Genomic DNA, 14,228 nt, shown 5'->3' with positions numbered 1-14,228 from the left:
ATTGTTCGCCGCCTCGATCACCGCCCGGTAGCCGGCGATATTGGCCATCGAGCTCAGCGCATCCATCTTCTCCGCCTGCGAGATCCGCGGCACCATGTCCATGGCGATGGCGGTGACGCTCTGTTCGCGCGCCAGCTCCCGCAGCCCCGGACTCTGCGCCGGCCAGAAACGCGAGATCAGCACCTGGCCGCGCCGCATCTGCCGCAGCTCGGCCTCGCTCGGCGGCCGCACCTTGACCACCACGTCCACCGCCCCGATCAGCGCCGCGGCATCGGGATGCACGCTGACCCCGGCCGCCTCATAGGCCGCGTCCGAAAACCCCGCCCGAACCCCGGCGCCGGTTTCCACATGCACCTCATGGCCCAGCTTCTGCAGATGCGCCGCAGAGGACGGAGTCACCGAAACACGCGACTCCCCCTCAAAACGCTCCCTCAATCCGCCAATCCTCACCAGGCGATCCTTTCCGTAATCTTCACGCGTCAGAATCCGCCGGCCCCCCGGGAGGGCCGGGCGGATGCCATTCAGAGTTCGGGATAAAGCGGGAAGCGCGCGCACAGCGCCTGGACCTCGGCCTTGACCCGGGCTTCCACCGGTGCATTGCCCTCGGGGCCGTTCTCGGCCAGTCCATCCACCACCTCGATGATCCAGCGGGCGATCTGGCGGAATTCCGGCTCGCCGAAGCCGCGGGTGGTGGCGGCCGGGCTGCCCAGCCGGATGCCCGATGTCACCGTGGGCTTTTCCGGGTCGAAGGGGATGCCGTTCTTGTTGCAGGTGATGTTCGCCCGGCCGAGCGCCTTTTCGGTCTCGTTGCCGGTCACCTTCTTCGGCCGCAGGTCGACCAGCATCACATGCGTGTCGGTGCCGCCGGTGACGATGTCCAGCCCGCCCTCGATCAGGCCCGCCGCCAGGACCTGGGCGTTCTTCACCACCGCCGCGGCATAGGACTTGAACTCGGGTTGCAGCGCCTCGCCGAAGGCCACGGCCTTGCCGGCGATGACATGCATCAGCGGCCCGCCCTGGATGCCGGGAAAGATCGCCGAATTGACCTTCTTGGCGATCTCCTCGGAATTGGTCAGGATCATGCCGCCGCGCGGGCCGCGCAAGGTCTTGTGGGTCGTGGTGGTCACCACATCCGCATGGGGGAAGGGCGAGGGATGCGCGCCGCCGGCGACCAGCCCGGCGATATGGGCCATGTCGACCATCAGATAGGCCCCGACGCTGTCGGCGATCTCGCGGAACCTGCGGAAGTCGATGATCCGCGGAATGGCCGAGCCGCCGGCGACGATCAGCTTCGGCCGATGCTGCCGGGCCAGTTCCGCCACCTGGTCGAAGTCGATCAGGCAGTCCTGCTGGCGCACGCCGTATTGCACCGCGTTGAACCATTTGCCGGACTGGTTGGGCGCCGCGCCATGGGTCAGGTGGCCGCCCGAGGCCAGGTTCATGCCCAGGAAAGTGTCGCCGGGCTTCATCAGCGCGGTGAACACGCCCTGATTGGCCTGGCTGCCGGAATTCGGCTGCACATTGGCATATTCGCAGCCGAACAGCCATTTTGCCCGCTGGATCGCCAGATCCTCGACGATGTCAACATATTCGCAGCCGCCATAGTAGCGTCGCCCGGGGTAGCCCTCGGCATATTTGTTGGTCAGGACCGAGCCCTGCACCTCGAGCACCGCGGGCGAGACGATGTTCTCCGAGGCGATCAGCTCGATCTCGTCGCGCTGGCGGCCCAACTCCATGCGGATGGCGCGAAAGATATAGGGGTCGCTGTCGGCCAGCGGCTTGACGGCCATGGTGGTGTTGATCGGTTGGTGGTTCATCTTCCTCTCCCTGTTCTGTGGTTCAGCCGGTCCAGCCCAGGCCGGCGGCTATGCAGTTCATGGTCTGAAGCAGCGGCACCGACAGCTTGCCTGCCGTGCGGCCGCGCAATTCGCGCAGCAGGTCGACCTGCAACGCATGGATGTCGTCCATCGGGGCGCGGACCCGCTCGAAGCGTTCGCGCATCAGGGGGAAGCGCTCGGCCAGCAGCGCCTCGCCGGTCAGCCAGAGCAGCGCCCGTTCGCTGCGGCGGTATTCGGCCTGCACCGCCCCCAGGATCGCGTCGCGCACCCCGGCATCCTCGACCAGCGAGGCATAGCGGGCGGCGATCTGCATATCCGCCTGGAACAGCGATTTCTCGACCTCGTCTACGATCAGCTGGAACAGCGGCGAGCCGCGCAGCATGCGCCGCAGCAAGTCCTCGCCCTCCGCCTCGCGCACCTTGCGAAAGCTGTCGATGGCGGTGCCGAAGCCATACCAGCCGGTGATCAGGTGGCGGTTCTGCGACCAGGCAAAGACCCAGGGAATCGCCCGCAGGTCGTCGAGCGACTTGGCCCCGAAACGGCGGGCCGGGCGCGAGCCGATCTTCAGCATCGCCAGTTCCTCGACCGGGCTCGCCTGTTGGAAATAGCTCACGAAGCCGGGCTGGCGCAGCAGGGTGGCATAGGCGGTCTGCGACATGCCCGCCAGCCCCTCCAGCGCGTCGTCGAATTCCGGCGTCCCTGCGGTCCGGGCCGGCACGGCGCTGTGCAGCAGCACCGATGCGGTCAGCACTTCGAGCGTGTTCAGCGCCGTGCCGCGGTTCGCGTATTTCGACGACACCACCTCGCCCTGTTCGGTGATCCGCATCCGGCCCGAGACCGTGCCGGGCGGCTGCGCCGCGATGGCGCGCTCGGTCGGGGCGCCGCCGCGGCTGACCGAGCCGCCGCGGCCGTGGAAGAAGGCCGGGCGCATCCCGTGGCCGGCCAAGGCGCGGGATATGCTGCGCTGCGCCCGCTCCAGTTCCCAGGTCGAGCTGACGAAGCCGCCGTCCTTGTTGCTGTCGGAATAGCCCAGCATCACCTCGAGCCGGTTGCCGCCGCGCGCCTTGAGGCTGCGACGCGCCAGCGGCACCTGCAACAACTCGGACAGGATCGCCGGCGCGGCCCGCAAATCGGCGATGGTCTCGAACAGCGGCACCACGCGCAGATCCAGGGTCTCGGCGCCGAAACCGGCATGGCGGGCCAGCAGATAGACCCCCAGCAGATCGTCGGTCGAGCGCGTCATGGACAGGATGAAGGGGCCAATCGCGTCGCGGTCCGCGCCCTCGCGCATGTCGCGCATCAGCCGCAGCAGCGCCATCAGCTCTTGCCCGGCATCGCCCAGCCGGGCGGGATCGACCTCTTGCAGCACCGGGCTGGACAGATCGGCGCGCAGCCGCCCCGACCAGGCGTCCGAGCCGTATTGCGGCGCGGGGCCCCCGTCGCCGGCCCAGATCTCGGCCAGCACCCCGGTCGTCACCGTCGAGTTCTGGCGGATGTCCAGCGTCGCGGTGCGAAAGCCGAAGGTCTGCGCCTGCCAGCGGATCGGGCGGACATGGCGATGCGCCAGATGCGCGGCGCCGATGGCCTGCAACCCGTCCTCGACCACCTTCAGGTCGGCGATGAAGTCGTCCACGAAGCGGTAGCCGCCGGTCCGGTCGCGCAGCGCCCGGATCTGGCTGCCGATGACGGTCAGCGCCTGGCGAAAGATCTCGCCCGGGTTGCGGCTGCGGCATTCGGGCTGCTCGGCGATCAGCGCGTCCAGCGCGATGCCCTCCGCCCCCGGAACGGCCACGATGGAGGAGCTGATGCTGATGCGGGCCCCGGCCTCGCGCAGCCCGTCCAGATAGCGGTCCAGGATCGCCTGCCGGCCGCGGGCCAGCGCATCGCGGGTCGCCTCGGTCGTCACGTTGGGATTGCCGTCCCGGTCGCCGCCGATCCAGCTGTGAAAGCGGATCTGGGGCAGGGTGCCGGGGTCGAAGCCGGCGGCAAGATAGCGGTCATAGAGCAGCGGCACCGCGTCGTAGATGCTGTCGCGAAAGAATTGCAGCCCCCATTCGATCTCGTCCGACAGCCGCGGGCGTTCCAGCCGCAGCTCGCCGGTCATCCACAGCAGGTCGATCTCGCTGCGCAGGTCCTCGGTCAGCTGCGCCCGTTCCCGAGGGGTCCAGCGATGCGTCTCCAGCGCCACCAGGGTCAGATAGATGCGGCGATGGATCTCCAGCACGGTGACACGCTTGGCTTCGGTCGGATGCGCGGTCAGGGTCGGCCCCACACAGATGCCGTCGTCCGAGCCGGCGGCGCCGATCCGGGCGTCGTCGCCCAGCTCGGCCCGCGCCTTGGCAAAGCTGCCGGGGACGGTCGCCGCGCCCAGCTCGGTCTCTGCCCGGCGCCGCTCGCGCATGGCGGCGTTCTCGTCGGCGATGCGCAGCAGCTGGAACCAGATGTTGAGCGCCTGAAGATAGGGCACCGCCGCATTGTCGCGGGGGATCGCGACCGGCGCGCCGGAATCGAGGCTGGCGGCCACCTGCGGCGCGCGGCGCAGAAGCACCTCGCGCCAAAGCTGCCGCAGCGTGTGCCTCAACGCCTCGGGATAGGCATCGGCGCTGCCGTCCGGTCCGGGCTGGAAGTCCCGCGCGCGTGCCATCAGTTCACACGGTCGCGCGGTTCGCGGCCCTCGAAGAAGGCCACGAGGTTCTCCATCACCCGCAGGCCCATGGCGTCGCGCGTCTCGCGCGTGGCAGAGCCCAGATGCGGCAGCATGACCAGATTGTCGGCACCCAGCAGCTCATAGGGGATGTCCGGCTCGCCCTCGAACACGTCCAGCCCGGCGCCGCCGATGGTGCCGAACCACAGCGCCTGCGCCAGCGCGTGCTGGTCGATCACCTCGCCGCGGGCGGTATTGATCAGGCAGCCGTCGGGCTTCATCAGCCCCAGGCGGCGGGCGTCGATCAGGTGGTGGTTCTCGGCCCCGCCCGGGCAATGCAGCGACACGAAATCGCAGCGCGGCAGCAATTCGTCGATGGTGCCGACCTGCTCGGCTCCGAATTCGGCCAGGGTCTCGGGGGCGACGGCGGGGATGTTCTGCACCACGATCTTCATGCCGAAGCCGAAATGCGCGCGCCGGGCCATGGCCTGCCCGATCCGGCCGAAGCCGACGATGCCCAGCGTCGCGCCCGAGACCTTCTTGCCGATCATGTGGGTCGGGCGCCAGCCGGTCCATTTGCCGGCGCGCAATTCCCGCTCGCCCTCGCCGGCGCGGCGCGCGACCATCAGAAGCAGGGTCATGGCAAGGTCGGCGGTGCATTCGGACAGCACGTCCGGCGTGTTGGTCACGGTGATCCCGCAGGCATTGGCCGCTGCGAGGTCGATATGGCTGAAGCCGACGCCGTAATTGCCGAGAATCTTCGTGCGCGGGCTTGCCACGTCGAAGATCGGGGCCGACAGCCGGTCGGTCACCGTGGGAAGCACCGCGTCGAAATCCCGCAACGCGGCTTTCAGCTGGTCGGCGTCCAGCGGCAGGTCGTCCCGGCTGACGGTGAGGTCGAAGACCTCACCGAGCCGCGCTTCGACCGCCTCGGGCCACCGCCGGGTCAGGAGTACCTTGGGCTGTGCCATCTCGACCTCTCAGGCAAACTGTTTCATCGACCGGGCGATGGTCTCGCCGATCATCGAGGGATGTTCGGCGACGGTGACCCCGGCGGCGGACAGGATCTCGACCTTCTCGCTGGCGCTTTCGCCGAAGGCCGAGATGATGGCGCCGGCATGGCCCATGGTGCGGCCCTTGGGCGCGGTCAGCCCGGCGATATAGGCGACCACCGGCTTCTTCATGTGGTCGCGGATATAGCCGGCCGCATCCGCCTCCTGCGGGCCGCCGATCTCGCCGATCAGGCAGACCAGATCGGTCTGCTCGTCCTGCTCGAAAGCCATCAGGATGTCCTTGAAGGACGAGCCGTTGATCGGGTCGCCGCCGATCCCGACCGAGGTCGAGACGCCGATGCCCAGATCCTTCAGCTGCTGCGCCGCCTCGTAGCCCAGCGTGCCGGAACGCCCGACGATGCCGACATTGCCCGGCAGGTAGATATGGCCGGGCATGATGCCCAGCAGCGCCTTGCCCGGGCTGATGGTGCCGGCGCAGTTCGGGCCGGTCAGCACCATGCGGCGTTCCCGGGGATAGCGATACATGTAGCGCTTGACGCGGATCATGTCCTGGGCCGGGATGCCGTCGGTCACGCAGACGCAATAGCCGATGCCGGCATCCGCCGCCTCCATGATCGAATCCGCGGCAAAGGGCGGCGGCACGATCACCAGGCTGGCATTGGCCCCGGTCGCCGCCACCGCCTGCTTGACGGTGTCGAAGACCGGCACGCCCTGCACCGTCTCGCCACCCTTGCCGGGCACGACGCCGCCGACGACATTGGTGCCGTATTCGATCATCTCCTTGGTGTGGAACTGCGCCAGACGCCCGGTGATGCCCTGAACGATCACGCGGCTTTCGTTGTCCAGATAAATGCTCATCAGATCGCCTCCGCCTTTTCCAAGATGGCTGTCTTGCCCGTCAGGGCGCTCACCGCCTTTTGCGCCGCATCCATCAGGGATTTGGCCGGGATGACCGGCAGGCCGGATTGCTCGAGGATCCTGCGGCCCTCCTCGACATTGGTGCCGGCAAGGCGCACCACGACCGGCACCGCGACCGGGTTGGCGGTCAGCGCCTGCACCACGCCCTCGGCCACCCAGTCGCAGCGGTTGATGCCGGCAAAGATGTTGACCAGCACGGCGCGGACGTTCTTGTCCGACATGACCAGCCGGAACGCCTTGGCCACCCGCTCGGGCGTGGCGCCGCCGCCGATGTCGAGGAAGTTCGCGGGCTCGCCCCCGGCCAGCTTGATCGTGTCCATGGTCGCCATGGCAAGGCCCGCGCCGTTGACGATGCAGCCGATATTGCCGTCCAGACCGACATAGGACAGGCCGCGGTCGGCGGCGCGGGATTCGCGCGGGTCCTCCTGCGACTTGTCGCGCAGTTCCGAGACCTGCGGATGGCGGAACAGCGCATTGTCGTCGAAGGTCATCTTGGCATCCAGCGCCATGATGCGGTTGTCGCCGGTGACCACCAGCGGGTTGATTTCCACCATGGTGGCGTCGAGGTCGCGGAAGGCGCGGTAGCAGCCGGTCAGGGTGCGCACCATCTGCTGGATCAGCGGCGCGGGGATACTCAGCGCGAAGGCGATCTCGCGGGCCTGGAACTCGCGCAGCCCCACCGCCGGCTCGACGGCCGAGCGGACGATGGTCTCGGGCTTCTCGGCCGAGATGTCCTCGATATCCATGCCGCCCTCGGACGAGGCGACGATCATCACCCGCTGCGAGCCGCGGTCGAGCACGAAGCCCAGATAGATCTCGCGCGCGATGGGCACCGCGCCCTCGACATAGACGCGATAGATGCCCTTGCCCTCGGGCCCGGTCTGATGCGTGACCAGCTTGCGGCCGAACATGGCCTCGCAGGCCTCCATGATCTCGTGATCGCTGTCGCAGAGCTTGACCCCGCCGGCCTTGCCGCGGCCGCCGGCATGGACCTGCGCCTTGACGATCCAGCGGTCGCCGCCCAGTTCGCGGGCGCGATAGGCCGCCTGCTCGGGGCTGTAGGCCAGCGCACCGGGCGGAATGGCGACGCCGAAGCTCGCCAGGATTTCCTTGGCCTGGTATTCGTGAATATCCATCTGACAATCCCTCCCTGGATTAGGCGTCGGCGTGGTCGTAATGGGCGCTCAGCACCGCCCGGACCCGGGCCATGTCGATATTCGCGCCCAGCTCGGCCATCGCTTCGGCAAAGCGGGTGACGATCTCGGTGATCGCGGGTTCGGAGAGCTGGTTGAGGATGCCGATCCGGACCTGCACCGGCTCGGACAGCGTCGGCCAGATGCCGAAGCCCTTGGCGCGGCAATTCTGCACCAGTTCCATCTCGCGCCCGGCCAGCGTGCCGGGCAGGTTCAGCACCACCAGCGAGGTCATGTTCGAGGTGACCTCGCAACCCATCGCCTCGACCGCCTCGCGCAGGACCTTCTCGTGGAAGGCATAGTCCCGGGCGCGCTCGGCGCGGCCCATTTGCAGGATGATGCGCAGCGCCTCGTGGAAGGCGGCCACCGCATAGCCGGAATGGGTGCGGTGATAGGCGCCCTTTTCGACATCCTGGCCGTCGATGATGCCCCAATGCCGGGCCTCGAGGATCGGGTGATGGACATAGCTGTGGCAGCCGTTCTCGCGCAGTTCGGCGATATAGCGGTCGTTGAAGCTGACCGGCGCATAGGTCAGCGGCAGGCACAGCACGCCCTTTTGCGGGCAGGAGGCCCAGCCGACCACGCCGGGATAGTCGTCGATCGAGAAATCCGCGATGCCCAGCGAGGAGACCGCATCGACCAGCCCCAGCGCGCCGTGCCGCTGGCAGGCGTCCGAGAAGCCGCGCAGGTCGTTGATCCGGCCCGCGCCGGTTTCCCAATGCGCCATGAAGGCCCATTTCGGCTTGTGCCGGGCCAGCGCCGCCTCGATCACCTCGGCCGAGACGGATTGGCCATGTGGCACCTCGATGGTGGTCACCGAGGCGGGCTGCGGGTTCAGCGGATCGGCCCGCAATTCCTCGCGGGTCGAGGCCTTCATGCGGATCGACAACCCGTCGATGCCCGAGAAGGTGCCGTTGGTGAAGACCACGACGCTGTCGCCGGGCAGGATCGCGCTCAGCATGCAGTCGAGCCCGGAAAAGCCGGTGCCGGCGACGCCGAAGGTATGGATGTTGCGGGTGCCCCAGACCGCACGCAGCATGATCTTGCATTCGATCATCCCCCGCAGGACGTCGGCCTGCATGTGGTCGGCCAGTCCCGACTGGCAAAAGCGTTGCAGCACCCGCGCATCGGTATTGCCGGGGCCGGGCCCGGCGGCCAGCGTCTCGGGGATCTCGAGGGGCGGGAAAATGATCGTGTCCTTCATCGCGTCAACCTTTCGAAAAGAATGTTTGCCTGGGTGCGGGCCGTGCCGTGGTCAGGTGTCGAGTCCGGGTGGACGGGGGCGGATGGTTCTTCACGGTTTCCTCCTTGGTTCAGGGGCCGAGCAGCAGGATCTGGACATCGGCGACATTGGTTCCGGTTCCGCCGGTGACCAGCAGGTCGCCCGCGGCCTTCAGCGCCGCGTGGCTGTCGTTGTTGGCCAGCAGCGCCGCGCCGTCGCGGCCGGCGGCGCGGATTCGAGCGGCGGTTCCGGCGTCCACGATGCCGCCGGCGGCGTCGGTCGGGCCGTCGCGGCCATCGGTGCCGCCCGACAGGAAGACCCAGTCCCGGCCAAGCGCCGGCATCGCCAGCGCCACGCGCAGCGCCAGTTCCTGATTGCGCCCGCCCAGCCCGGTTCCGACCACGTTCACCACCGTCTCGCCGCCGAAGATCAGGCAGGCGGGCTGGCCGCGCGGCGCGTCCTGCGCCGCCGCGACGATGCGCGCCGCGGCCCCGGCCACCTCGCCCACCAGGGCGTCGCAGAGGATCGCCGGGTTCAGGTCCGCGGCCGCCGCGGCAATCGCCTCGAGGCTCTTGCGGTTCGAGCCGATCAGGTGGTTCTGCGCCGCGGGCGAAGCCGCAGCGGGGCCGGCCGCCTTGCCGCGGCCCAGATGCGCCCGGACCTCTTCGGGCAGCAGCAGCCACAGGCCCCGCGCCTCGATCAGCGACCGGGCCTCCTCGATGCTGCCGATCGGCGCCACGGTCGGCCCCGAGGCCACTACCGCCAAGTCGTCGCCGATCACGTCCGACAGGATATAGGCCGTCACCGGCGCCGGGGCGGCGAAATGCAGCATGCCGCCGCCCTTCAGCCGCGACAGGTGCTGGCGGACCAGGTTGGCGGCGCGGATGTCGAAGCCGCGCTCCAGCAGCAGCCGGCCGACCGCGATCTCGTCCGCCAAGGTCAAGTCGCCCACCGGCGCCGGCAGCATGGCCGAGCCGCCGCCGGATATCAGCGCGATCACCCGGTCCTCCGCCCCCGCCGCGCCCAGCAGCGCGATCACCGCCTTGGCCGCCGCGGCGCCGTCCGGGTCCGGGACCGGGTGGCCGGCGACCATGACCATGGCGCCGGGCAGGGGCCGCCGGTTCTCGCGATTGGTCACCACCAGCGCCTGCACCGGTGCCGGTCCCAGCGCGTCCAGCATGGCCTCGGCCATCGCGGTCGCTGCCTTGCCGACCGCGACGAGGATGTAGCGGCCCTCCGCGCCCAGGTCCGGCACCGGATGCTTCCGCAGCGCGGCGCGCAGGGCTTGCGCCGGGTCGGCGGCCGTGCAGGCCGCCCGGAACAGCATCTCGGCCCGGGATCTGAGCGCGGCGGACATCACGCGGCGCCGGCGATCTGCCGGGCCTTCTCGACCAGTACCTCGGCCTGGCGGATCGAGGCATAGTCGATCAGCCGCCCGTCCAGAGAGACGGCGCCCTTGCCCTCGGCCTCGGCCTCGGCCATCGCCGTCAGGATGCGCTGCGCCTTGGTCACCTCGGCGTCCGAGGGGCTCATCACCGCGTTGGCCAGGGCGATCTGGCTGGGATGGATCGCCCATTTCCCCTCGCAGCCCAGCACCGCGGCACGATAGGCGGCGGCCTTGTAGCCCTCGGGGTCCGAGAAATCGCCGAAGGGCCCGTCGATCGGCCGCAAGCCGTTGGCACGCGCGGCGACGACCATCTTGGCGATGGCATAGTGCCACATGTCGCCCCAGTGCCGCTGCCGGCCGCCATCCTGGTCGGGATCCGTCAGGACGGCGTAATCGGGGTTCACGCCGCCGATGATCGTGGTGCGCGCCCGGGTCGAGGCGGCATAGTCGGCGACGCCGAAATGCAGGCTCTCGTTGCGCTTCGAGGCGGCGGCGATGGCGCTGACATTCTGCATCCCCAGCGCGGTCTCGATGATGTGCTCGAAGCCGATGCGCTTTTTGTAGCCTTTCGCGTCCTCGATCTGGGTGACCAGCATGTCCACGGCATAGACGTCGGCGGCGGTGCCGACCTTGGGGATCATGATCAGGTCCAGCCGCTCGCCGGCCTGCTCGACCACGTCCACGACGTCGCGATACATGTAATGCGTGTCGAGTCCGTTGATGCGCACCGACATGGTCTTGCTGCCCCAGTCGATCTCGTTCAGCGCCTTGATGATGTTCCGGCGGGCCTCGGCCTTTTCATCGGGGGCCACCGCGTCCTCAAGGTCCAGGAAGATGACGTCGGCCTCGGATTCGGCGGCCTTCTGGAACATCTGCGGGGCGCTGCCGGGCACGGCAAGCTCGCTGCGGTTCAGCCGTGCGGGGGCCTGTTCGATGACGTGAAAGCTCATATCGGGTTCCTTCTTCCTTCGGTTCGAGTTCGCCGCCCCCTCAGGAGGTCAGCCCTTCGGGTTCGGGCAGGCCATGCGCCCGCGAACAGGCGGTGACGGTATTGGCCAGCAGGCAGGCGATGGTCATCGGCCCGACGCCGCCGGGCACCGGGGTGACGGCGCCCGCGACCGCCGCGGCGCTGTCGAAATCGACGTCGCCGACCAGCCGGGTCTTGCCGCCGTCCTCGGGATGCGGGATGCGGTTGATGCCGACGTCGATCACCGTCGCACCCGGCTTGACCCAGTCGCCGGGGATCATCTCGGGCCGGCCGACCGCCGCGACCAGGATGTCGGCGTTGCGGCAGATCTCGGCCAGGTTCCGGGTTCGGCTGTGGGCGATGGTCACGGTGCAGCTGTCGCCCAGCAGCAGCTGGGCCATCGGCTTGCCGACGATGTTCGAGCGGCCGACGATGACCGCGTTCAGGCCCGAGAGCGAGCCGTGATGCTCGCGCAGCATCAGCAGGCAGCCCAGCGGCGTGCAGGGCACCATGGATTTCTGCCCCGTCCCCAGCAGACCGACATTCGAGATATGGAAGCCGTCCACGTCCTTCGCCGGGTCGATGGCATTGATCACCACATCCGGGTCCAGATGCGCCGGCAGGGGCAACTGCACCAGGATGCCGTGCACCTCGGGATCGTTGTTCAGCCGCTCGATCAGCGCCAGCAGGTCCCGCTCCGAGGTATCGGCATCCAGCTTGTGCTCATAGGAGTTCATCCCCGCTTCCAGCGTCGCCTTGCCCTTGGAGCGGACATAGACCTCGCTGGCCGGGTCCTCGCCCACCAGCACGACCGCCAGTCCCGGGGTGATGCCGGCTTCCGCCTTCAGCCGATCCACGGTCCTTGCCACCCGGTCCCGAACCGTCGCCGCAAAGGCCTTGCCGTCGATGATCTTGGCATTCATTGTCTTCGCTTCCTGATAATGCGCCCGGTCCTGCGGCAGCCCTGGGCCACCGCCGCCGCAGCGTCGTTGGGTCGCTTGGTCGGGCGACGGGCCGGAGGGTCAGAACAGACCTTCGACCTCGCGCGCCCCGTTCAGCCCGATCACCTCGGCAGCAGGCTGCCGGGGCAGTCCGGGCATGGTCATGATCTCGCCGCAGATGACGACGACGAAGCCGGCGCCGGCGGCCAGCCGCACCTCGCGGATCGGCACGGAATGGCCCTCGGGCGCACCGCGCAGATTGGGGTCGGTGGTAAAGCTGTACTGGGTCTTGGCCATGCAGATCGGCAGGTGGCCGTAGCCCTGGCCTTCCCATTCCTTCAGCTGCTTGCGGATCGCGGTATCGGCCAGCACCTCGTCGGCATAGTAGATGCGCTTGGCGATGGTCTCGATCTTGGCGAACAGCGGCAGGTCGTCGGGATAGAGCGGAGCGAATTCCGCGCTGCCCGCCTCGGCGATCTGCACGATCTTCTGCGCCAGCTCGACCGCGCCTTCCGAGCCCTCGGCCCAGTGCCTGCACAGGATTGCCTCGACCCCGCGCGCCCTGGCATAATCCTGCACCGCGCGGATTTCGGCCTCGGTATCGCCCGAGAAGTGATTGATCGCGACCACCACCGGCACGCCGAAGGATTTCATGTTGGCGATGTGGCGGCCCAGATTGGCGCAGCCCTTGCGCAGCGCCTCGACATTCTCGGCCGCGAGGTCCGGCTTGGCGACGCCGCCGTTCATTTTCAGGGCGCGGACCGTGGCGACGATCACCGCCACGTCCGGCCTCAGCCCGGCCTTGCGGCATTTGATGTCGAAGAACTTCTCGGCCCCCAGATCGGCGCCGAAGCCGGCCTCGGTCACCACGTAATCGGCCAGTTTCAGCGCCGTGGTGGTGGCGATCACCGAATTGCAGCCATGGGCGATATTGGCGAAGGGCCCGCCATGGACGAAGGCCGGGTTGTTCTCCAGCGTCTGCACCAGATTGGGCTGCATCGCGTCCTTCAGCAGCACGGTCATCGCGCCGTCCGCCTTGATGTCGCGGCAATAGACCGGCGTCCTGTCGCGCCGATAGGCGACGATCATGTCGCCCAGCCGCCGCCCGAGATCGTCGAGATCGGTCGCCAGGCACAGGATCGCCATGACCTCGGAGGCGACGGTGATGTCGAAGCCGGTCTCGCGCGGGAAACCGTTGGTCACGCCGCCCAGCGAGCAGGTGATCTGCCGCAGCGCGCGGTCGTTCATGTCCAGCACGCGGCGCCAGACCACGCGGCGCAGGTCGATCTGCTGCTCGTTCCCCCAATAGATGTGGTTGTCGATCATCGCCGACAGCAGGTTGTGGGCGCTGGTGATGGCGTGGAAATCGCCGGTGAAATGCAGGTTCATGTCCTCCATCGGGATCACCTGCGCATGGCCGCCGCCCGCCGCGCCGCCCTTCATGCCGAAATTCGGCCCCAGCGAGGCCTCGCGGATGCAGATGCAGGCGCGCTTGCCGATCCGGTTCAGCGCGTCGCCCAGGCCGACGGTGGTGGTGGTCTTGCCTTCACCCGCCGGGGTCGGGTTGATCGCCGTGACCAGCACCAGCTTGCCCGAGGGCCGGTCCTGCAACCGGTCGATGAACTGCTGGCTGACCTTGGCCTTGTCGTGACCATAGGGCAGCAGATCCTCGGCCGTGATGCCCAGCTTCGCCGCCACGTCCCGGATCGGCAGCTTGCTGGCTTCGGACGCGATTTCTGAGTCGCTCTTATATGCCATGATGATGTTCTTGATGCTGAAGGTTGTGTGCCGGAACGATCGCCCGTGAAGCTGGCCCTCGCGTGCCGGCCCGGTCGGTTCCGTCAGATGCCGGAGATCCTATGCGGCGCGATGCGTGCAACGGCGCCAGCCGCTGTCAGGTATCCGGCCGCGATGCAGCTCAAAGCCCCGGATAAGGCAGGAACAGGCGCCGTCGCTCACTGGCGGGGGCTGTGGCCCTCCGGGCGCCTCGCACCGCTGGTTGCAGCCTTTCCGGCATCCTGGAATGATGCATGGTTTCCTCCCTTCACCTGACTGTCGGTGCCCGCGCTCAGCGTTTCCCGACGATGACCCCCAAGTGCAGGAAC

At 68.4% G+C, this 14,228-nt stretch carries 10 protein-coding genes and 1 pseudogene; all 11 read right to left on the bottom strand.

Annotated features, from left to right (window positions below; translation table 11 throughout):
• Positions 1 to 450, bottom strand: a pseudogene (locus AQY21_RS21165) (NAD(P)(+) transhydrogenase (Re/Si-specific) subunit alpha); the annotation flags it as partial.
• A 71-nt stretch (positions 451 to 521) separates the two neighbouring features.
• The gene (gene glyA, locus AQY21_RS21160) at positions 522 to 1,790 is read right to left on the bottom strand and encodes a serine hydroxymethyltransferase (protein ID WP_203416603.1); all 1,269 of its coding nucleotides are present in this window, start codon (positions 1,788 to 1,790) and stop codon (positions 522 to 524) included.
• A gap of 49 nt (positions 1,791 to 1,839) precedes the next feature.
• Positions 1,840 to 4,482 carry a phosphoenolpyruvate carboxylase gene (locus AQY21_RS21155; protein ID WP_058099571.1) on the bottom strand — a complete coding sequence of 881 codons (2,643 nt, stop codon included), beginning with the start codon at positions 4,480 to 4,482 and terminating at the stop codon, positions 1,840 to 1,842.
• Positions 4,482 to 5,453: a D-glycerate dehydrogenase gene (locus AQY21_RS21150; protein ID WP_058099570.1), complete on the bottom strand. Its 972-nt coding sequence runs from the start codon at positions 5,451 to 5,453 to the stop codon at positions 4,482 to 4,484. Before AQY21_RS21150 ends, AQY21_RS21155 begins: the two co-directional genes overlap by 1 nt.
• Positions 5,454 to 5,462: 9 nt before the next feature.
• A complete protein-coding gene (sucD, locus tag AQY21_RS21145; RefSeq protein ID WP_058099569.1) occupies positions 5,463 to 6,353 on the bottom strand; it encodes a succinate--CoA ligase subunit alpha in 891 nt (296 codons plus the stop codon).
• On the bottom strand, positions 6,353 to 7,549 hold the full coding sequence (locus AQY21_RS21140) for a malate--CoA ligase subunit beta (protein WP_058099568.1): 1,197 nt from the start codon (positions 7,547 to 7,549) through the stop codon (positions 6,353 to 6,355). The genes sucD and AQY21_RS21140 overlap by 1 nt, the downstream gene beginning before the upstream one ends.
• Positions 7,550 to 7,568: 19 nt before the next feature.
• Complete coding sequence (locus AQY21_RS21135) at positions 7,569 to 8,810, bottom strand: aminotransferase class V-fold PLP-dependent enzyme (RefSeq protein WP_058099567.1); 1,242 nt, start codon at positions 8,808 to 8,810, stop codon at positions 7,569 to 7,571.
• A 109-nt stretch (positions 8,811 to 8,919) separates the two neighbouring features.
• Complete coding sequence (locus tag AQY21_RS21130; protein WP_058099566.1) at positions 8,920 to 10,185, bottom strand: glycerate kinase; 1,266 nt, start codon at positions 10,183 to 10,185, stop codon at positions 8,920 to 8,922.
• Entirely contained in the window at positions 10,185 to 11,165 is a 981-nt protein-coding gene (locus AQY21_RS21125; protein ID WP_058099565.1) for a CoA ester lyase, read from the bottom strand. The genes AQY21_RS21130 and AQY21_RS21125 overlap by 1 nt, the downstream gene beginning before the upstream one ends.
• A gap of 40 nt (positions 11,166 to 11,205) precedes the next feature.
• On the bottom strand, positions 11,206 to 12,105 hold the full coding sequence (gene folD / locus AQY21_RS21120) for a bifunctional methylenetetrahydrofolate dehydrogenase/methenyltetrahydrofolate cyclohydrolase FolD (RefSeq protein ID WP_058099564.1): 900 nt from the start codon (positions 12,103 to 12,105) through the stop codon (positions 11,206 to 11,208).
• 99 nt (positions 12,106 to 12,204) lie between these two features.
• On the bottom strand, positions 12,205 to 13,881 hold the full coding sequence (locus AQY21_RS21115) for a formate--tetrahydrofolate ligase (protein ID WP_058099563.1): 1,677 nt from the start codon (positions 13,879 to 13,881) through the stop codon (positions 12,205 to 12,207).
• Between the last annotated feature and the right edge of the window lie 347 nt (positions 13,882 to 14,228).

This window comes from Paracoccus sp. MKU1 (assembly GCF_001447385.1).
Classification (GTDB): Bacteria; Pseudomonadota; Alphaproteobacteria; order Rhodobacterales; family Rhodobacteraceae; genus Paracoccus.
This window is presented reverse-complemented; position numbering and strand designations above follow the sequence as displayed.